General features: G+C 40.8%; 14 protein-coding genes. 2 read left to right on the top strand and 12 right to left on the bottom strand.

Annotation, left to right across the window (positions count from 1 at the left end; translation table 11 throughout):
• Nucleotides 1-61: 61 nt before the first annotated feature.
• The 5 genes from ACHFIY_RS06740 to nirB all read right to left on the bottom strand — a co-directional run bounded on the left by ACHFIY_RS06740 (nucleotide 62) and on the right by nirB (nucleotide 6,925).
• Complete coding sequence (locus ACHFIY_RS06740; RefSeq protein ID WP_410845305.1) at nucleotides 62-493, bottom strand: hypothetical protein; 432 nt, start codon at nucleotides 491-493, stop codon at nucleotides 62-64.
• Nucleotides 466-1,779, bottom strand: a complete 1,314-nt coding sequence (locus ACHFIY_RS06735) for an MFS transporter (protein WP_410845304.1) — start codon at nucleotides 1,777-1,779, stop codon at nucleotides 466-468. The genes ACHFIY_RS06740 and ACHFIY_RS06735 overlap by 28 nt, the downstream gene beginning before the upstream one ends.
• Nucleotides 1,780-2,108: 329 nt before the next feature.
• On the bottom strand, nucleotides 2,109-3,695 hold the full coding sequence (locus tag ACHFIY_RS06730) for an alginate export family protein (RefSeq protein ID WP_410845303.1): 1,587 nt from the start codon (nucleotides 3,693-3,695) through the stop codon (nucleotides 2,109-2,111).
• A gap of 197 nt (nucleotides 3,696-3,892) precedes the next feature.
• Nucleotides 3,893-4,279, bottom strand: a complete 387-nt coding sequence (gene nirD, locus ACHFIY_RS06725) for a nitrite reductase small subunit NirD (RefSeq protein WP_410845302.1) — start codon at nucleotides 4,277-4,279, stop codon at nucleotides 3,893-3,895.
• 150 nt (nucleotides 4,280-4,429) lie between these two features.
• On the bottom strand, nucleotides 4,430-6,925 hold the full coding sequence (nirB, locus tag ACHFIY_RS06720) for a nitrite reductase large subunit NirB (protein ID WP_410845301.1): 2,496 nt from the start codon (nucleotides 6,923-6,925) through the stop codon (nucleotides 4,430-4,432).
• A 209-nt stretch (nucleotides 6,926-7,134) separates the two neighbouring features.
• Here nirB and cobA point away from each other — a divergent pair, with 209 nt between their 5' ends.
• Nucleotides 7,135-7,938 (top strand): uroporphyrinogen-III C-methyltransferase, encoded by an 804-nt coding sequence (gene cobA / locus ACHFIY_RS06715; protein WP_410845300.1) that lies wholly within the window; start codon nucleotides 7,135-7,137, stop codon nucleotides 7,936-7,938.
• Between the two features lie 80 nt (nucleotides 7,939-8,018).
• Here the strand turns inward: cobA and ACHFIY_RS06710 are convergent, their stop codons facing one another.
• Nucleotides 8,019-8,312, bottom strand: a complete 294-nt coding sequence (locus ACHFIY_RS06710; RefSeq protein ID WP_410845299.1) for a hypothetical protein — start codon at nucleotides 8,310-8,312, stop codon at nucleotides 8,019-8,021.
• A gap of 776 nt (nucleotides 8,313-9,088) precedes the next feature.
• Here ACHFIY_RS06710 and ACHFIY_RS06705 point away from each other — a divergent pair.
• Nucleotides 9,089-9,787, top strand: a complete 699-nt coding sequence (locus ACHFIY_RS06705) for a Crp/Fnr family transcriptional regulator (RefSeq protein WP_410845298.1) — start codon at nucleotides 9,089-9,091, stop codon at nucleotides 9,785-9,787.
• 146 nt (nucleotides 9,788-9,933) lie between these two features.
• On the opposite strand, the gene bglX is transcribed toward ACHFIY_RS06705, so the two are convergent.
• The 6 genes from bglX to ACHFIY_RS06675 form a co-directional block, all read right to left on the bottom strand.
• On the bottom strand, nucleotides 9,934-12,216 hold the full coding sequence (bglX, locus tag ACHFIY_RS06700; protein WP_410845297.1) for a beta-glucosidase BglX: 2,283 nt from the start codon (nucleotides 12,214-12,216) through the stop codon (nucleotides 9,934-9,936).
• Between the two features lie 144 nt (nucleotides 12,217-12,360).
• The gene (locus ACHFIY_RS06695; protein ID WP_410845296.1) at nucleotides 12,361-13,410 is read right to left on the bottom strand and encodes a family 16 glycosylhydrolase; all 1,050 of its coding nucleotides are present in this window, start codon (nucleotides 13,408-13,410) and stop codon (nucleotides 12,361-12,363) included.
• Between the two features lie 6 nt (nucleotides 13,411-13,416).
• The gene (locus ACHFIY_RS06690) at nucleotides 13,417-14,325 is read right to left on the bottom strand and encodes a PKD domain-containing protein (RefSeq protein ID WP_410845295.1); all 909 of its coding nucleotides are present in this window, start codon (nucleotides 14,323-14,325) and stop codon (nucleotides 13,417-13,419) included.
• Nucleotides 14,326-14,344: 19 nt separating this feature from the next.
• A complete protein-coding gene (locus ACHFIY_RS06685; RefSeq protein ID WP_410845294.1) occupies nucleotides 14,345-15,925 on the bottom strand; it encodes a hypothetical protein in 1,581 nt (526 codons plus the stop codon).
• A 30-nt stretch (nucleotides 15,926-15,955) separates the two neighbouring features.
• Nucleotides 15,956-17,452, bottom strand: coding sequence for a RagB/SusD family nutrient uptake outer membrane protein (locus ACHFIY_RS06680; RefSeq protein WP_410845293.1), 1,497 nt, complete (start codon nucleotides 17,450-17,452; stop codon nucleotides 15,956-15,958).
• Between the two features lie 17 nt (nucleotides 17,453-17,469).
• Complete coding sequence (locus tag ACHFIY_RS06675) at nucleotides 17,470-20,565, bottom strand: SusC/RagA family TonB-linked outer membrane protein (RefSeq protein ID WP_410845292.1); 3,096 nt, start codon at nucleotides 20,563-20,565, stop codon at nucleotides 17,470-17,472.
• Between the last annotated feature and the right edge of the window lie 9 nt (nucleotides 20,566-20,574).

Here is a 20,574-nt window from a genome sequence, read left to right as displayed (position 1 = left end):
TGCTGCTGCATTTCTTTTCATTACCCCAAAAAACTTTCTCTATGCTGACAAAAAGTCTTAATTAGTGTGTGTTTTTTATTCCAAAGCCCAATAAAGCCGCCAGATTGTCCATTGAAACAACATTTTTCCGCATCGAAACAACATTTTTGGGCAATGAAACAACATTCTTCCGCAATGAAATAACATTTATACCCAATGAAACAACTTTTTTCCGTATCGAAACAACCCGGATGGGCGTTGAAACAACCTTTTTCGGAGCTGAAATAGAATTTTGGGGTAATGAACCACTTTTGTTTTCCATCGAAACAGGATTACTCCATATCCCTACCATTTTTTCATTACCCAATATCAAAAGCCAACTCAATTGGGCGTTGTTTGTAATGAAGGAGGGCAGAAGGTTTTCTGCCCTTACACCCCTCTTACTTGTAAGAAATGTGTAGCCATTTGTTGTATAACCAATTACTTTTACGCCATTGCTACTTCTTCCTTCCATTCAGGGGAGCTTGTTGCTACCTTGGGTGCAACGGTAAACTTTGTTACCGTTATTATTAACCCTACGGCTATTACTGCATACCCAATGTATTCAAAAGCCTGTACATAGCTGATGGTGGCAGATTTGAACAAAAAGCCAAACAACATACCACCCACATTGCCACCTGCACCCACTATACCACTTACCATGCCTACGTTTTTCTCATTTACAAAAGGGGTGATGCCGTAAGTAGCACCATTGGCCATTTTGAGGAACAAAGCGAAAGAAAGCATGGATACAATGGCCATTTCCAAAGAACCTGCCTTTGCAAATAGGATAATGCCCACCCCTTCCAGCAACAGCATGGCAGCCAAGAAATAACCTTTGCCTGTAAGGCCATATTTGTGACCAATTTTATCGGAGAAAACGCCACCCAAGGCACGGGCGAAAATGTTCATGAAGCCAAATATGCCTGCCCAGAAACCAGCACTAGCTTGGTTTAATTTGAAGGTATCTGTAAAGTGCAAGGCGGCAACCCCATCGAACGTGATTTCCATACCAAAACAAACTCCGTAAGCCAAGGCTAAAGCCCATATACGCCAATCGCTCAAAATGCTCCAATCTGTTTTGGGTTCGTCTTTTTTAGTATGGTTAATTTCATCGTAATTGCCAGCAGGTGTATCTTTCGTGAATTTATAATATAAGAAAGCCATTACCAACAACATCAGGCCAGGGATAACCATTGCATAGCGCCATGCTTCTGCCTTTGTGTAGCCAAAGCCTACGATGGTAGCGAAAATGATGGGCATTACCATGTTGGTAACACCACCACCTAGGTTGCCCCAACCACCTGCCACAGCATTTACGGTGCCTTTTATTTTTGGGCCAAACATTACGGATGTGTGGAACTGCGTAACCACGAAAGATGCACCAATAACCCCTATGGCCAAACGGAACAATAAAAATGTAGTGTAGGTGTGCGCCAAGCCAACCAGCATTACCGGGAAAGCACCAATAAGCAACAGTGCCGTATAGGTTTTCCGAGGGCCCCAATGGTCGCACAATTTACCGATAATCAGGCGGGCAAAAATGGTAGCAGAGACTGCCGCAATAATGGTGTTGCCTACTTGAGGTTTGGTTAATCCCAAATCTGCACGGATGCTGGGCATAAGGGGTGCAAGCCCAAACCAACCAAAAAAGCATACGAAGAAGGTGAGCCAAGTAATGTGGAAAGTCCGCATTTGAACACCTTGGAAACTGAATACTTTAAACTTGGTTAAAGGCTGTTTGTTGTTGATGGATGACATGGTGATTTGTTTTAAATGTGTTGTAAAATGTTTTCTTTGCCACGAAGACACGAAGGCTCTAAGGGGCACAAAGAAGAAAGTAAAGAAGCGAAAACACTACTTGTTTTTTGTGTTTTTGTGTTGTTTTTTTTCTCTTTTTTTGCCCTATGGGCATGACGTTACCAAGGAACACAAAATACTTTCGCTTTTAGACGCAAAATCCTGCGTCTCTACAGCCCAAACTTTACCGTAGGGCGAAAGTATTTTATGAACCCAATGAGAAGCACGAAGTATTTCTTTATCCTTTTCTTTGTGCTAATTTGTGCCTTCGTGTCTTTGTGGCAACGGGCTTAGCCCTTTGCTTTTGCCGCAGCCTTTGTGTACATGAAATCTGGCGTAAATTTCAGTATTACATAAAACCAAGTGGCTGTTTTATTGTACAATGTGGAAATAGCGGCTGTTTGTCCTTTAGCTACGGTCATATTATCGTTTGCCAGCATAAAAGAATAGCCGAATTCTGCATTTGTAAACTTGTTTAACTGATAACCTAACTGCAAATCAACTTCGTTGCCCAATTGCTTGCTGGTGGTTGCTTTCATTTGCTGCTGTGTGGCAAAATTGTGGTAGTCAGCACTTAAAGACAGTAAAGCAGTTGCATATTTTACTTTGAAATAAATATCCGTTAAACCACCTGCGGGAGAATTGGCACCTGCATAAAAATAATCCATATTGCCCCTGAATTTATGTGCGGTACCGTATAGGGGATCAAAGCGTTTGCTATCTGTTGCAGCCGTGGTGGAATCATTGCCAGACAATACCTCAAAACCAGGGGTGATGGTAAAGTTGCCTTTTTGGATGGCCGCTTGTAGCATGTAGTGATACGCATTCAGGCTAAGCCCAGCACGGTCTTTCCCGCTTTGTTGATAGTAGGCAGCCTGAAGTGCAACTTTAGCAAAACTAGATGCTCCGCCTATTGCTTGGTTCACCATCAAACCATAAGTAAAACGGCTATTATAGCCAGAATAATCGTATGTGTCAGCTGCACCAGCAGATGCATATCTTTTGCCATATAAGTAACCGCCAGCATTATCAGCTATAGAATCTAGCTTAGACTTGCCGAAGTTGTCGTTAAATAGCAATGCAGAAAACTTTGTTTGGTTGAATTTTTTGCTGATATATAAGCTAGTAAAAGATTTGTAATCTGCCGTTGCTGCATTTGTACTAGGAGGGTTGGTATAAATAGCCGTGCCACCGCGGGAGCTGTTGTTGGCAGCATTGCCTGCAGCAGCTATCGGCACAAAACCAGTACCAGGTACCGGCATCAGTACACCCGTGGAGCTTTTTGCATAGGTGGGTACATTGCCGGGGGCATAGCCTGTGCCTGTATAGCCTACTGCATCTGTATTTTGGTTGAAGGCATAACCTAAGTCAACCTGCCAACCATGGTGCACTGCTTTTAGCAAAGCCATATCGTGGCGGCGTCCTTGTTGTAGCCAGTCCAAGTTCCCAAGAAGGCGGGAATCATCATAAATCAATTCCTGCCGGCCAACTTTTAAGGATAACATATCCAATAACCTGAATTTGAAAGAGGTATCAGCTTTATTGGCCAATACTACATCGGCCCAAGCCTCGTGTAGCATCAATTTAGCCCCATCATTAGCGGTTATTGTAGAGGCATCCTGGCCCCATACACGTATATCTTGCAAGGTTACGCCAACCGTTAGCCTATCCCACTTATACCCAAAATTCAAACGGGTACGCTGGGAGGTAAAAGCGGCTTTGGGAGCACCTTTTAGTACTAAATTCCCGATTCCATCGCGAAGTTCAGTCCTTGTTCTTAACTGCCCTGTTAAGGAAATTTGGGCTGATACTGCCGTGTTTAATCCTGTAAGGATACCTACGGCTAGGAAAATTTTTGGGATGTTTTTTGTAAGCATGTTACTGTTTTTTTTAGGTTAATAATCAGCGAATTTATATATCTGACTCAATGAAACTGCCATCTCTTGAGGATATTTATTTTTATGATGCGAAGAAACGGAAACTAAATGCGAATATTACAGGAGTAAAAACACATAATTTATAATTCATAACTCATAATTCTCTTTGCCCCTTTGCCTATTGCCTCTTTGTCTTTTCAAACACCTATATATACCAACCCATCTTCCACTTTTACCGGATAGGTTTTTATGCTGCACTCATCACCACTTAAACATTCGCCCGTAACTAATGAAAAAGTTTTTTTATGGAAAGGGCAGGCTACTTTGGGTTCTTCTGCTTGTGTGCCAATCATTCCCCGGCTTAGTGCCATCTGTTGGCGGTGCGGGCATTCATTTTGTGTGGCATACCACTCTTTCCTGCGGGTAAAATAAAAAAGGGCTATTTGTTCATCTTTGTATTTTACACATACCCCTCCATTATCAGGCACATCTTCTACCTTGCAAGCAAGGAACCAACCACTTTCCTCATTTAGCATTGGAAGTGAATCCGTTGTTTCTTTAGTTGTAATTGTTTGTTGATCCATGAGCAGTATTTTAAAGGTTTTATTGATTATCGGTTTGCCACAATGCCACGAAGTCTCGAAGAAGCACTAAGAAAAAAGAATGATAAGCGATTTTTAATTCTTTAAAGAACCTTTGTGCCTCTTTGTGTTTTTGTGCCTTCGTGGCAAGTATTACCATTGGGCTACTTTCTTTTGTTCACGCATGGGCTCAAACTTCATGGTAGGGTCTTTTTCTTCGGGTGCATTTACAAAATGGCTGAAACGTTTGCGTATTTCAGGGTTTTCGATGGCCTCTTTCCATTCGCATTTATAGCTATTTACCAATGTTTGCATTTCCTGTTCCAACTCTTCAGCTATACATAGACTATCGTTTACCACTACATTTTTCAGGTAGCTAATGCCACCTTCCATATTGTTCAGCCAAGTAGCGGTACGGGTTAGTGGGTCGGCTGTTTTGATGTAGAACATCAGGAACCTGTCAAGGTATTTTATAAGTGTTTCACTATCCAAATCTGTATCTAATAATTGGGCATGCTGCGGTTTACTTCCCCCATTGCCACATACAAATAAATTCCAGCCTTTTTCTGTTGCAATTACCCCAAAATCTTTGCTTTGTGCTTCAGCACATTCTCGTATGCAACCCGAAACACCGCCTTTCAATTTGTGCGGGGAACGGAGTCCACGGTAGCGTTCCTCAATTTCTATGGCAAAGCTTACACTATCGTGCAGGCCAAAGCGGCACCAAGTGCTGCCCACGCAGCTTTTAACCGTGCGGAGCGATTTTCCATAGGCGTGTCCACTTTCAAAACCCGCTTCAATCAATTCTTCCCATATTTTGGGTAAATCAGATAAATGTGCGCCAAATAAATCAATACGCTGGCCGCCTGTTATTTTAGTGTATAAGTTGTATTTTTTCGCAATAGAGCCAATTACAATCAATTTATCTGGCGTTATTTCACCGCCCGGTATCCTTGGCACTACGGAGTAAGAGCCACCTTTTTGTATATTGGCCAAGAAACGGTCGTTGCTGTCTTGTGCGGTGGCATTGCCTTTTGCCAAGATATTTTCATTCCAAAGGCTAGCTAAAATAGAGGCAACTGGCGGTTTGCAAATTTCGCAACCATCGCCCTTTCCAAGGGTATCCAACACATCATCGTAGGTTTTTAATTGGTTTATTTTTACTAAATCGTATAGTTCCTGGCGGGAATAAGCAAAATGCTCACAGATAACATTGCGTACATATTTACCTGCTGCTTTCATGGTGTGTACCATCAAATCTTTTACCATTGGCACACAACCACCACAACCAGTACCTGCTTTGGTACATTTTTTTATGGCATCTATTGTTTCGCAACCATCTTCGCTTACTGCATGGCAAATGCCCGCTTTGGTTACGCTTTCGCAACTACAAATAATAGCATCGTCAGGTAAACTTAATACACCGTTTTCTGCCGATTCGCCGCCACGGCTACCCAATATCACATCTTCTGGGTTGGGGGGAAGTACTACTTTGTTTTTTGAGGTTTGTAGTAGCATGTTATAAGCAGAGGCATCGCCTACCAATATACCTCCCAGCAAATATTTGCCATCCCCTGTTATATTTATGCGTTTGTAAATACCTTTCATGGTATCTTCAAATACTACGGTTCTTGTGTCATTTGTTTGAATGAATGGGTCGCCAAAACTGGCCACATCTATGCCAATCAATTTTAGTTTGGTACTCATATCAAAGCCCCAGAAAGCCTTGCTGCCATCCAAGAGGTTATCTGCTACCACTTCCGCCATTTCGTAGCCGGGGGCTACCAAGCCATAAATCATCCCATTGTTCAAAGCACATTCGCCAATGGCGTAAATGGAAGGGTCGGCCGTTTGCATTTTCTCGTTTACTACAATGCCGCCTCGATGGCCCACTTCCAAACCACATAGCTTTGCCAATTCGTCCCTGGGTTTAATGCCTGCGGAAATTACCAGCATATCTACGTCTATCTTAGAGCCATCGGTAAATTGCATCCCTTCTATACATTTATCGCCAAGAATGTCCGAGGTGTTTTTATTGGTAAATATCTTTAAGCCAAGGATTTCTAATTTATTTTTAAGGATACCAGATGCAGCATCATCTATTTGCCTAGGCATAAGGCGTTGGGCAAATTCAATTACAGCTGTATCTGTAATGCCGAGGTCTATCATAGCTTTGGCTGCTTCCAAACCCAACAGCCCACCACCAATAACAGCACCTTTCTTTGCTTTTTTGGCGTAAGCCTGCATCATTTCCAAATCTTCTATCGTCCTATATATAAATACCCCTTCTTTGTCCACGCCAGGAATGGGTGGCACAAAGGCAGATGAGCCTGTGGCAAACACCAATACATCGTAGCTTTCGGTAATACCATGATAAGAATGAACCGTTTGGGCTTCCCTATCAATGCTTTGCACAGGATCTCCCAAATGCAGGTGGATACTGTTTTCTTCGTACCAGCCTACCGGGGACATAGATAAGTCTTCGGCAGATTTGCCCGAGAAAAACTCAGACAAATGCACCCGGTCGTATGCCCTGCGAATTTCTTCGCCAAATACTACTATTTCAAATTGCCCGGGCTGGGCTTTTGCTACAAGCTTTTCACAAAACTTGTACCCTACCATCCCATTACCAATTACTACTATTTTCATTGCAACTGTTTTATTAATTCAAGTAATCAACCATTACTAGCTACAATCAAATTATAAATTATTTAATATAATACTTCAACAGTGTCGATAAAATAAAAAAAGCTGATTATTATGATTTATATCACAAAATAAAGCAGTTTTGTTCATATTTCAATTATATTTGACAAAATAAATCATATAATTTTATTATTAATATAAAAATGACCTAAATGAACCCACTTTTATCATTGGTAGGCGCAGGGCCGGGCGACCCAGAGTTAATTACTTTGAAAGCGATAAATACGCTTAAAAAAGCCGATGTTGTATTATATGATGCACTGGCAAATGAGCAATTGCTGGAATATTGTAAAAAAGGGGCGGTTAAAAAATTTGTAGGCAAGCGGTATGGCTGCCACGCACTTTCGCAAGCAGAAATAAACAATACCATTATTGACTACGCATTTTCGCATGGGCATGTAGTGCGGCTGAAAGGTGGCGACCCATTTGTATTCGGCAGGGCACAAGAAGAAATAAATGCAGCAAGGGAAGCAGGAATTAAAGTTGAGGTTATCCCGGGCATTTCCAGTGCCATAGCAGTGCCTGCATCGCAAATGATACCGCTTACCTGCCGGGGCATTAATGAAAGTTTCTGGGTAACCACGGGCACCACGCAATCGGGCGAAATTTCTGGAGACATACAACTGGCTGCACAATCCACAGCAACTGTTGTTATACTCATGGCCATGAGCAAGCTGGAAGCCATCATGGATATTTTTGGTGCCAATGGCAAAAGCGAAACCCCTGTGGCTATTATACAAGACGGCACTACCCATAAAGAGAAAATGGTAATAGGCAAAGTGAAGGATATTTTTTACAAAGCACAGTATGCTGAAATTGCAAACCCAGCCATTATTATAATTGGCGAAGTGGTAAACCTGCACCCCTCTTTAGTGAAAACTAAAGTTTTTCAATTGCAAGATGCTCAGCCAGGGCAAACGCATCTAAATTTATTAGAGGTAAGATTTGCGCATTGACACCAGTAATTGCACAAGCCACCTCATTTTATGGGATTCGGTCGAAGACGGAATTGAAAAAAATCGGTACGAAATTTTTTTCAAAGCATAAAATGGAGTGGTGGTGCCAAAGCTACCCTCGCCTTTGGAGAGGGGCTGGGGGTGAGGTTGAAGCCCGCCGGCTGTGAGGCAGAAGTCCTTAAACTGGAATATTGTAGAATTAGATAGGCAATTTGGCATAAAATAATTTTGATGCGTTTGCCCTGATGCTCAGCCTCTAAGATAGGCAGATGCAAAAATACCGGAGTATAAAAGTTTGTCGCTTTCAGGGCAAACGCATCAAAATACTTTTTGCTCGCATCTTCGAGTTTCACACCAGTCCTGGCATAAGCCACCTTATTTTATCCAGTTTTGGCACAGCCAAAATTGAAAAAAATGCGTAGCATATTTTTTTCAAAGGATAAAATAGAGTGGCATTGCCTGGACGAAGCCCGCCGGCTATGAGGCAAAAGGACTAAAAAGTGACATTTTTGAATTAAATAGGCGATTAGGCCTAAAATAAATTTAGATGCGTTTGCCCTGTTGTCGCTTTGTTCCGATACGCCCCCTTATTTATAAAAACCTTATCTTTGATGTATAAATGCACCTGATACAAAGCTAGTGTCTTGGCATCCTAATCGTAGTTGTTTTTTTGCTAATATTAAGATAGTTGTAGTCCTAAAATATGGTCTTGCATTTATGGCATTAAAATACGCACAAAATGAACAATAGTGATATGAAAATACGCACAAATCACTCAAAAAATAAGCACAAAATATGCATAAAATGCTCATAAAAATTTAACGTTATTGTTGATAATCAATGGTTTACAAGAGTGACAACGATTTTTGAAAAAGAAGAAAAGAGTAAAAATCCCACAAAAAAGGCAAAACTGAAACTATTTTAATATCACACTAGGAGATTTTGATATTATTAAAAATATGCAAATATTGTCGCATCGCCCTCTCCCCTGTTCCTGTTACCTTTTCCTTTAGGTAACTTGTCCCTCCCTTTCGGGAGGGGTGAGGTTGGGCTGGGTTGATTTTTAATAAAAAAGCGAAAAAACTTTATGCACCCAAAATACCCTTACGGTAGGTCTATAATAACAAACTTCTTTACCTTTCCGCCCGAAATGAGCAAGAATAAAAACGCATGCGAGATGCAAACCTGCCTTGTGTGCAGGCTCTCTTTAAAAGAATGGCTGCCTGCGGTTGAGGCCCAGCGGAAGAATATTGCATTCAAGAAAGGCGAAATGATATTTAAAGAAGGCGATGAGGTAAAAGATATTTATTTCGTTTACAAGGGCAAAGTAAAAGTACAGAAGCAGTGGGGGGAAGACAAAGAACTGATACTAAGGTTTGCTGGCCCTGGCGACATACTTGGCCACCGTGGCATGGGCAAGGAATATATATACCCTATATCGGCTACGGCCTTAGAGCCTACCGTGCTTTGCTCCATGAGCCTCGATTTTTTTAAGTCGTCTTTAAAAGTTAATGCCGAACTTACGTATAAGCTACTCATGTTTTATGCAGACGAGCTGCAGGAGTCGGAAAAAAGGATGCGGAACCTTGCGCACATGCCTGTAAAAGGCAGGGTGGCGTATGCCCTTCATTCGCTATTAGAAAAATTCGGCATTTCAAGCGAAGGCTTTATCGACATCAATATCAGCAGGCAAGACATCGCTTCCTTTGCAGGCACCACTTACGAATCGGCTTTTAGGGTTATGAGCGAATTTGTACAGGAAAATATCATAGCGGTTGAAGACAAAAATATTTTAATAAAAGATGCAAAAAAATTACTAGAGATTGCGGATGACAACAGCAAATCTTGAGTTTAAAAAAGAGTTTTTCTAGTAATAACAAAATAAATTGACCCAGCTTTCAAGAAAACCCTTTTGCCTTCCAGTAAGACTTAGTGATTTCATTTCTTGCAAAAAAAGTTCCTAGAATATTCAAATTCTTAGGCATTAAAAAAAACTTATCGCTTTAAAAAACTACCAGCCAACCCTTCCTGCGAATTAGTGCCTATCATTACATCAAAATCCCCAGGTTCTACTGCAAATTCGCCATTATTGTTATAATAACCTAGCTCGGCATCGGTTAATAGGAACTTTACTTCTTTGCTTTCGTTCGGAGCAATATATATTTTTTGAAAGCCCTTTAGTTCTTTTACAGGCCTTACTATGCCAGCCACTCTTTGGTGTATGTACAATTGGGCTACTTCTTCCCCACCATATTTTCCAGTATTGGTGATGGTTGCGCTTACATGTATGCTTTTGGGGTTTGCTGCATCAATCTTTAGGTTTGAATATTGGAACTTGGTATAGCTTAACCCATAGCCAAATGGATACAAGGGTTTCTCTGATTCATCGGCATAATGGCTCCAAAACACATTTTCTTTGGGGCCGGGGCGACCTGTATTGTAATGGTTGTAATAAATAGGGCATTGGCCAACGCTACGGGGGAAAGTCATAGGCAATTTACCACTAGGGTTGTAGTCGCCAAACAATACCTGTGCAATGGCATTACCAGTTTCAGTACCTGATTGCCAAGTTTCGAGAATCGCTGGGATGTGCGCATCGGCCCAGGTAATAGCTAATGGGCGGCCATTCATCAATACCAGCACTATGTTTTTATTCACTTTGTATATTTCTTCCAGCAGTTGCTGTTGCACACCCGGTAAATCTAGTTTAGCACGGCTCCTACCTTCGCCTGTTTGAAAACCATGTTCGCCCAACACCATGATTACTACCGATGCTTTACTGGCTACTTGCCTTGCTTCTGCAAAACCACTGGTATCTGTTTCATTTATCTTCACTTCGTTTATAAAACTCGTTTCTCCTATTACCAAGTCTGCTCCTTTTGCATATTGGAATTGAGTAGTATATTTTTTAAAGCCTTCTAGGAATGATACTGCAATGTTATCATCCGAACCTATGCGCCAACTACCCAATGGGCTGTTTTTTTCATTTGCCAATGCGCCTATGATGGCAATATTTTGTTGGTTTTTGGCCAATGGCAGCAATTGGTTTTCATTTTTCAACAATACCATCGACTTTTTTGCCATGTCAAGCGCAGCAGCCAAATGGTCGGGGTGATAAATAAGCTCTTTTTCCCTTTTTGCATCACAATACTTATAGGGGTCGTCAAACAAGCCCAACTGGAACTTTACTTTTAAAATCCTTTTTACGGCATCGTCTATCAGTTTTATATCCACTTTGCCGGCTTCTACCAATGCTTTCAAGTGGGTTATATAAGCATACGATTCCATATCCATATCGCTGCCTGCATTAGCGGCTAGCTCAGCCACTTGCTTTAGGTCTTTTGCAAAGCCGTGGTCTATCATTTCACCCCCGGAACCCCAGTCAGAAACTACAAAACCTTTGAAATCCCATTTACCTTTTAATATATCTCTTTGTAAAAACTTATTAGCGGTGGCGGGTATGCCGTTTAGTACATTAAAAGAATTCATCACCGTTTTTACATCATTGTCCACTGCGGCTTTAAAAGGGGGCAATATGATATTGTATAGTGTAGATGTGCCTATATCAACGGTATTATAATCCCTCCCTGCTTCTGCAAACCCGTAGCCCGCAAAATGTTTTGCGGTAGCAATTACGGCACTTGGGCTTTTTAAATCGTTGCCTTGGAACCCCTTAATCCTGGCTACGCCAATTTTTGCCCCCAAATAAGGGTCTTCCCCGGCACCTTCCATTACCCTGCCCCAACGGGCATCCCTTGTTATGTCCACCATGGGCGCAAAAGTCCAGTTGATGCCTACGGCGGAGGCTTCTATGGCGGCTATCCTTGCCGATTTTTCAATGGCAACCAAATCCCAACTAGCAGCTTCGCCCAAGGGGATGGGTGAAATGGTTTTATGTCCATGTATTACATCGAACCCAAAAAGCAAGGGGATACCCAAGCGGGATTTTGTTACCACCATTTCCTGCAACTTGCGTACGTTTTCAGTGCCTTTTACGTTTAGCACCCCCCCAACCAAGCCCTTCATCAGGTGGTCGTACTTTTGTTTTGCGTTACCGTCTTTTGGTACTGGCCCCGTAACATCCCAAAAGCCATTGTATTGGTTCATCTGCCCTATCTTTTCTGCCAACGTCATCTTTTTCAGCAACGCATTTACTTTGCCATCAATAGGATCAACTATTGTAGCAGCTTTTGTTTTTTGTGCCTTTGCTGCAAAAAGAATGACTGTAAAAATGAAAAGTGATAGTATTTTATGGTGGTAGAATGATGATTTTTTCATTGTGATTTTATTAAAAAAGTTCGAAAGCTTATGCTCTTTTTCCAAGTAAAGGCAATGCAATACATATCAGGCGAAAAGGAGTAAGACAACTCAATGTTTTGCCTTATACTTTTCGCCTGTTATAATTTATTCTGTAGAGAAAGATTATTTATATACCCTGATATAATCTACCAGCATGGCATCGCTGGTAAAATTGGGATCTACCGTTCCACCAAAAGTGCCGCCCATGGCAAGGTTTAGGATAAAAAAGAAATCCTTGTTAAACGGGGTAGTGCCATTGTTGGCAAATGAGAAAAACAATTGCTTGTCCACATATAGTTTAAGGGTTGATGGCGACCAATCCAACGAATACACATGGAAATCGGTTGATGAATTGGCTATTGTAGTAGTAGTTCCTACGCCACCACCGCCTGAATGGCCAGGGTAATGGAGGGTGCCGTAAATTTTATTTAGTTCATTGCCCTTTTGTTCCATGATGTCAATTTCGCCACAGCCCGGCCAAGGAACAACATCAATATTAGAACCCAGCATCCAGATAGCAGGCCAGGTGCCTAATGCGGATGGCAGTTTTGCCCTTACTTCTACCCTACCATAAGTGGTTTTAAATTTATTTTTTGTAAGCAACCGGGCAGAAGTATAGGCACTGCCATTGAAGCTTTGTTTGATAGCGGTAATTTTTAAATACCCATTTTGCACGCTTGCATTGCTGCTGCTGTTGGTATAATACTCCAGTTCGCTATTGCCCCAGCCGCCGCCACCTAAATCGTATCCCCATTTGGACGAATCGGGTGCACCATCAGTATTAAACTCATCGGACCAAACAACTTTTTCAGAGCCATTTCTTACCGTTACATTTACCTGTACGGTTTTCTGGATGGCCTGCCCAGTGCTGCTTGTGGCAATTACCGTAACCGTGTAAAGGTTGGCACCAGCAGTGGTATATTGATAATTGGCATTGCCAGAAGCCACAACAGCAGAATCGCCATTGCCAAAATAATATTTATACGAAACAGCATTATCTGCCGAGGCATTAAAGGTTACATTACCCGTACTATCGTTAGTAACATTGGCATACACAACCAGGTTTGCTGGCAAAATGGGAGCGGTGCTAGTAGCATCGTCTTTTTTACAACCACCTATCAAAAGGAGGATAGACACGAGTAAGATCATCAGATTACTATTTAAAATTTTCATTGTAATTTATTTTTTAATTAACTTTTGATACCAAGCAAGCCCGTCTGCACCAATATTGCGCAACTGCATAGTAGAATCTGTAAGCGTAATTATTTCATAAGTATTACCACCCGTCCCAAAACCTACAATTCCAAATCCAGGAGCCGTAAACTGTGTTCTGGTAGAATTGGCAGTGGTAGATGTAGAAGTTGCATCTGTAAACTTCAGTTTTGCCCTTCCGCCAGTATTTATTGCGTAACAATTATCGCCACCAGATACGCCGTAATATCCATTAGCAGCAGCAATAACAAAGGTTTGCCCCTTGTTATCAACCGTTATATATACATTGTTATTGGCATCTTTATCAAAAGTTATTTCATCGTCATATAGGCAAGCAGACCTTGAATTGGGCGTAGCCGAATAATAATTAGGATAAAAAAAATCGGTTTGCCCTACCCCTACATGCCCGGGTGCATTTTTATCAATCACCCAAAGTTTAGATGCGTTGTTGGTTAAAGATTGCAAAATGGCGGGTTTAACCTGATAAATAACCAGTATTTGAACTTGCTGGCTAAGTGTGGAAACAGCGCCACCTGTGCCAATAGCTGTTAACTTAACATTGTAAGTAGATAAGCCAGTACCTGTATATTTATAGCTAATTGTACCTGGCTGGCTAATACCCTGTACTGATTTTGGGGTACTATCTCCAAAATCTATATAATAGGTAATGGCGTTTGTTCCCCCAACAGTTACACTTACATTTCCAGAGCCATTACCCGCAGGGTTTGCCGCATCTACTCCAGCTACTGTTACCGTAAGTGTAAGATTGCTAGGTGTTTTTATTGCGCCAAATGAATACTCTTCTTTTTTACAAGTGCAAAAGCAGCAAACAATAGCTACAAGCAGAACGAAGAGCGATTTTATATTCGTTACCATGATTTTATTATTTTCAAGATTAATTAAGTGAAATGTCATCAAACAGGAAAGTGAAGTTTGCAGACCCATCGCCCATAGTGCCATTATCGAAAATGAGCACTACTTTCTGGTACGATTTGGATACATCTATTTTGCTATAATCGAACGTAAGCTCTTCCCAAGCATTTGCTTTTGTAGTGGCCATTTCCTTTTCGTAACTAATAGCACCAGAAGTTAAATTTTCTACTTTTAAAAGCACCTTAGCACCTACCCGAGGGGAAAAAACCTTCATCTTAAAAGTTTTTTTGGAGGAAAAATCAATTGGGTTATCCAAGGCAATAAAACTGCCACCATAGGTTTGGTCTGCACTTTTAATCATCCTGCCCACTGTGGTGCTAGTATTAATTCCTGAAACCTGCGGATTGGCAATTACCGTAACGTTGCCCCCATTAAAATCGGTGAACTTGTATTTTACTGTTTTCGATTCAAAGTCAAGTGGCAGTGCCAACACCGTTCCGCCACCAGTAGGCAGGGTATTTGTAAGCCGTATATCATCCATTAAAAAAGTAAAATTTGCACTGCCATCCCCATTGGTGCCATTATCGAAAATGAGTACAATATGGCTGTAAGCATTGCTGGTATTGATAGCACTATAATCGAACACTAGGTCTTCCCAAGCATTGGCAACGGTAGTGGTAGTGGTTACTTCGTAAAAAATATTGGCGTTGGCATCATTTTCTACTTTCAATAAAACCTTTGCCCCAACCCTTGGAGAAAACACTTTCATACGGAAAACCTTATTGGCTGAAAAATCAATGGGGCTAGTAAGTGCAATAAAGCTACCGCCATATACCTGGCCTGCATTCTTCACCATTTGCGCAACCTTGGCACTGGTATTTATACCATTTACTTGTGGGTTGGCTATAACAGTTGTTGTGCCGCCACCAAAATCTGTAAAGGCATAATTAAGCGTTGAAGATTCAAATGTAATGGGCAAAACAAGCGGGTTGGTGATGGTAACCAATTTGGTTGCAACGATAGAATCTTTAGCACCGCTATAAGCCACTACTTTAACCGTATAATTGCCTGTAGCTGCATAAGTATGGCTAATGGTATCACCTTCTAAGAAGGGTTGCGGTATTTCGTTAGCGACATCACCATAATAAACTTTAAAAAAGGTTTCGTACAAGGCAGTGGCGGAAAGGTTTACCTTAAAATTATTCACCGCATCTGTGGACACATTCACAACTAAATTTTCTGGTGCCCTAAATGAAACGGTAAGCTGCTGGGTGACCTCGGCAGTTTTGCCAGCAATATTGTGGGCAACAACCCTTACGCCATAAACGCCCTCGTTGTAAATATGCTGAGCAACTCCTCCAACGGAAACTTTTACTGGAGCAGTGGTGACATCACCAAAATACACATCAAAATAAGCAACCCCCTCACCAACTGGCAATATGGTTACCAAGCCGCTATTGTTTTGCGTAATGGTAAAAGATGCCGCTATTTTAGTAGGGAGTGCTGCATTGTTTATAAAGGATGTATCGTTATAATCCTTATTGCAGCCTGAAATAACGGCCAGCAAAAAGGCGATAGAAAATATTTTTTTAACCGTATTCATAAGTTGCATTTTTAAGAATGATTGACTGAATTAATACCCATGGTTTTGAGATAACCCTGAATTATCAATTTCTTGCTGGGGAATGGGGAATACTTCATTGGTACCTACCTTAAAATTGGTAATTTTTGCTGCTGCCTGCCCAGTGCGTACCAAGTCGAAGAACCTGTCCCCTTCCATAGCCAGCTCTAGCCTGCGTTCGTCCCATATTGCTTGCTTCAATGTAGCGCCTGTAGCAGTAACATCATGGTTAACATCTCCAAAAGCACGCCTCCGTACCAAATTTAGATAAGTCAATGCTTTTGTATCATTCGCGGCTGTTGCCCTGTTGTTGGCTTCTGCGGCCATTAGCAATACATCGGCATAGCGGATGGTTCTGAAATTTGTAAGGTAATTTAGAGCCGCTACCCCTGCGCTTGATGATTCTCCTTGCCTAGGCTGGTACTTATTGTTATATAGCCCTGTGTTTTTATAAGGGGCTACTGTATAGGTAATATTAAAAGATGGGTTTGCTTTTTTATAGGCTTCAATATCTAAGATAGTAGCATCTTTTCTTTTATCACCTGTAGTATATTGCTTTGCTAATTCTTGCGTAGGCAGGTTGCAACTATAGCCTTCTGCGTACGGGCTAGAACCAGATATACTTCTTACGCCATGGTATTGAACAGCTATATTGCCTTGGCTACGATTGAAATTGATGGTGCCATAGTCATGCTGATTACTCAGGTTGGTATATTGAATTTCAAAAACCGACTCAGGGCCGTTTTCTCCAGCCTGAAGAAATATGTCTTGAAAATTAGGCAAAAGGCTTAGTGTGCCACTATTGATTACATTTTCTAGTGCCGCTGCAGCAGCATCAAATTTATTTTCATATAAATAAACCTTGCCCAACAAGGCATAAGCTGCATTTTTAGTTACCCTGCCTTTTTCTGCATTTGTTGTGGGCAATACTGCTATGGCATTGGCAAGGTCTAGTTCTATTTGTTTATACACGTCTGCCTTTGCTGTCCTAGAAAGTGTTTTTGAGTCAGTAACGGTTAAACGATGGTCAACAAAAAGTGGCACATCGCCAAAAAGTTTTACCAGTTCAAAATAATAATACGCCCTTAAAAAATAAACCTCCCCATACAAAGCGTCTTTGCCTGTAAAGTTTAGCAAGCCTTTATTTTCTTGCAGGTAATTAACCCTGTTAATGCCCTCGAAGCAACTTTTCCAAGTTTCAGTTAAATAACTATTGTTGGATACAATAGTGTAGTCGTCTATTTGTTGCAAGCCAAGCACATCCGTGGCATTCTCTCCACCCGATACTGCATTGTCAGTGGCAATATCGCCAATCATTACGTCTGCCCAAATCCATTGCAAGGGCGTATAACAACCTACCACTAGCGATTGGTAATCGCTGGCAGATTTAAAGTAATCTGCCGTGGTAGTTATATAATCTTCATGCGGATCGTAGTCCACAAATTTTTTGCAAGCGGTAGCAGCAGATATTATGAATGCTATGCTTACTATTATTTTTATTTTTTTCATATATAAGCTTTTATACATTAAAATTTACAATCAATACCCATAGAATATATCCTAGCTTGTGGGTATGCGCCCCTATCGATATTTGTATCAAATATGCCACCCGCTATTTCAGGATCGAATCCATCGTATTTAGTAAGTGTAAGCAGGTTCTTAACCTGCACATACACCCTTATTTTGCTAAATACATTTTTGTACAAATGGGCCGGTATAACATAGCCTAATTGCAAATCTTTAATTTTTATGAAAGAGCCGTCTTGAAGATATCTATCCGATGCCCTAGTGTTGTTGTTGGGATCTTTAAACGTTACCCTAGGGTTTTTAGGATTGTTAGTCGTGCCCGGGCCTGTCCATCTTGCCAAAACCCCACGATATTTATTGGTTTCGGCCAAGTTGCGTTCATAAGCACGATAAATATCATTGCCATAAGAACCATAGATGAATATATTAAAGTCGAACCCCTTGTATTCAAGCGATAGGTTCCATCCTGCTGTAAACTTAGGGAATGGGTTTCCAATTTGGGTCCTGTCAGAATCGTCTATCACGCCATTGCCATTCACATCGGCATATTTAATGTCTCCAGGTTGTGCATTGGGCTGTGTAGGGCTTTTAGCAATTTCATCTTGGGTTTGAAAAATACCTATTGCCTTGTAGCCGTAAAAATACCCAGGGGCATACCCAGTTTGAAACCTAGTAATGCTTTGGTTAGGAATCCCATAATTGCCACCAGTAATAATGCCATTATTGGTGTAAGTAACTAAATTTTTAGAGGTTGTAAATGTGGCATTCGTACTGAATTTAAAGCTTTTTGATAATAACTCAGTATAGCCAATATTCATATCTATACCTGATGTTTTGGTAGTACCCACATTGGCAGAGGGCGACGCCGCAGTACCTAAATAAAGTGATAGAGTGGGATTAAACAATAGCCCACTAGTCCTTTTCTCATAGTAATCGAAACTAATAGACACTTTATTTTTTATTAACCTAGCATCAAAACCAATATTCAATTGCTTTTGCCTTTCCCACTTTAGCGAGTTATTAGCATAAGTAGATAGTGTAGAGCCATTTACAGGTGCATCGTTAAAAACATAACCAGTATTGTTGCCCTGCCCATACTCATAAATACCTGTATAAATCTGTAAGTATTGAGGATGATCTACATTGTCATTACCAATAACACCATAACTACCCCTTATTTTTAAATAATCAATCAGTTTTAGCTTATAAAAACTTTCTGCTGAGGTTACCCAACCTAAAGAACCTGCATAAAAATATCCAAACTTATTATTGGTGCCAAATTCGTAAGACCCATCTTTTCTCAAAGAAGCTGAAGCTAAGTACCTTTCTTTATAATCGTAATTTACTCTACTAAAATAGGAGAGATTTCTTTTCTCAAACTTATATGCACCAGCACCAATACCACCGTTAGAACTATTACCTGTTGCTGAAGTAAAATCAGCAAATTCCCAAGAATTATTGGGTACATCTTGCCTAGAGGCTGAAGTAGCATTACCCGTTACTTTAGCCATCGAAAACCCTAGTACGGTTTCGAAAATGTGATTACGATTAATTTTAAAGTTATAGTTACTGAATGTTTCAAAGGTATAATTGTAGTAAGTGTTTTTGTATTGCGAAACCCCATTGTGGTTAGACCCCTTAGTGGTGCCATCAGCGTTTAAAGTAGAGCCATTGTGGTTATCGCCATAATAAACCAATGGGCCAAACGATTTGCCAGTAATATCGGTATTGGTATAGCCGTACCTTGAGGTGAGTTTTAGATTGTTTAGTACTTGATATTGCAATTCTACCTTGCCATAAAGCTTATTGGTATTAGAGTAATTGTGGGTATCGTCTAATTGCGTAAGGGGATTGAAAATTTCCCTTAAAATATTATTACTAATACTGTATTTGCCATAAGTGCCAGGAATATTATTATAGATGGGTACTGTAGGATCGAAATTCAAGGCATTTGAAATTACACTATTAATGGCATTTTCTGGCACTGTTGCCCCTTTTATATTAACAAAGCTGGTGTTGGTAACTAGCTTTAATTTACTGCTCAAATCGAAACTAACATTTGTGGTAGCATTGTACCTGTCAAAATAAGATTTATCTGCCCCTCCTACTATGCCGCCTTGGCCAGTGTAAGCGCCAGAAACAAAATAAGTAACATTTTCACCACCGCCTCTTGCTGTTACTGAATGAGATTGCAGTGGTGCATTTTTAAATATTTGGTCTTGCCAATTGGTACCAACCCCCAATTTTGACAAATCGGTAAATACAATGGCATTACCGTCTGCAGCTTGCCCTTCATTGATGATGGCAGCATATTCAGTAGCGTTTAATACACCAATTCTTCTTGCAACCTGCTGTATGCCATAATTGCTACTATAGTTAAACTCTGTCTTTTTATTTTTTCTTCCTGCTTTTGTAGTAACTAATATTACGCCATTGCCTCCCGATACCCCATAAATAGCCGTAGTAGCAGCATCTTTTAATACATTAATAGATTCTATATCGGCAGAGTTAATAGAATTCAAATCATCTAATGTTTGAATAGACCCGTCTACTACTACTAACGGGTCGCTACCCTTGTAGGAAGGGATACCCCGTATAAAAACTGTTGGCTTTGCCCCAGGCGACCCCGCAGTAATAACCGTAACGCCAGATGCCCTGCCTTGCAATGCATCTTCGGCACGTACAGGTTTCAATTTTTCTAAATCCGCACTTTTGATAGTAGAAATAGCCCCTGACACTTTGGTTACTTTTTGTGTGCCATAGCCAATCACCACTACCTCATCCATTTTCTTAACATCTTCTTCCATTGTTATCTCAATACTGCCTGCACGGGATACCTCAAAGGTATAAACTGCCATGCCAATGTAAGTAAACAACAAGGTATTGCCTTTTTGAGCTGTGATAGTGAAATTTCCAGACTCATTGGTAAGGGTTGATTTTTTTGTTTTTTGGTTTAGTATAGTTACCCCTTGCAATGCCCTGCCCGTAACATTGCTTTTTACGATACCCGTTATAGTAAGGTTTTGTGCAATGGCATGTTGGAGCAGGCCACAAAGAAAAATGCCAAGCACCAATAACTTAGTTTTTAATTTCATATTACAATC

The sequence above is a fragment of the Parasediminibacterium schistidii genome, from assembly GCF_046546515.1.
Lineage (GTDB): Bacteria > Bacteroidota > Bacteroidia > Chitinophagales > Chitinophagaceae > Parasediminibacterium.
The sequence above is the reverse complement of the archived record's forward strand: the minus strand, read 5'-3'. Positions and strand labels throughout refer to the sequence as shown.

Excerpts from the sequence above, each read along its gene's own strand:
- ACHFIY_RS06740 (WP_410845305.1), bottom strand. The coding sequence starts at position 493 with ATGGAAGGAAGAAGTAGCAATGGCGTAAAAGTAATTGGTTATACAACA.
- ACHFIY_RS06680 (WP_410845293.1), bottom strand. The coding sequence starts at position 17,452 with ATGAAAAAAATAAAAATAATAGTAAGCATAGCATTCATAATATCTGCT.
- nirD (WP_410845302.1), bottom strand. The coding sequence starts at position 4,279 with ATGGATCAACAAACAATTACAACTAAAGAAACAACGGATTCACTTCCA.
- bglX (WP_410845297.1), bottom strand. The coding sequence starts at position 12,216 with ATGAAAAAATCATCATTCTACCACCATAAAATACTATCACTTTTCATT.
- ACHFIY_RS06695 (WP_410845296.1), bottom strand. The coding sequence starts at position 13,410 with ATGAAAATTTTAAATAGTAATCTGATGATCTTACTCGTGTCTATCCTC.
- cobA (WP_410845300.1), top strand. The coding sequence starts at position 7,135 with ATGAACCCACTTTTATCATTGGTAGGCGCAGGGCCGGGCGACCCAGAG.
- ACHFIY_RS06675 (WP_410845292.1), bottom strand. The coding sequence starts at position 20,565 with ATGAAATTAAAAACTAAGTTATTGGTGCTTGGCATTTTTCTTTGTGGC.
- ACHFIY_RS06730 (WP_410845303.1), bottom strand. The coding sequence starts at position 3,695 with ATGCTTACAAAAAACATCCCAAAAATTTTCCTAGCCGTAGGTATCCTT.
- nirB (WP_410845301.1), bottom strand. The coding sequence starts at position 6,925 with ATGAAAATAGTAGTAATTGGTAATGGGATGGTAGGGTACAAGTTTTGT.
- ACHFIY_RS06685 (WP_410845294.1), bottom strand. The coding sequence starts at position 15,925 with ATGAATACGGTTAAAAAAATATTTTCTATCGCCTTTTTGCTGGCCGTT.
- ACHFIY_RS06735 (WP_410845304.1), bottom strand. The coding sequence starts at position 1,779 with ATGTCATCCATCAACAACAAACAGCCTTTAACCAAGTTTAAAGTATTC.
- ACHFIY_RS06705 (WP_410845298.1), top strand. The coding sequence starts at position 9,089 with ATGAGCAAGAATAAAAACGCATGCGAGATGCAAACCTGCCTTGTGTGC.
- ACHFIY_RS06690 (WP_410845295.1), bottom strand. The coding sequence starts at position 14,325 with ATGGTAACGAATATAAAATCGCTCTTCGTTCTGCTTGTAGCTATTGTT.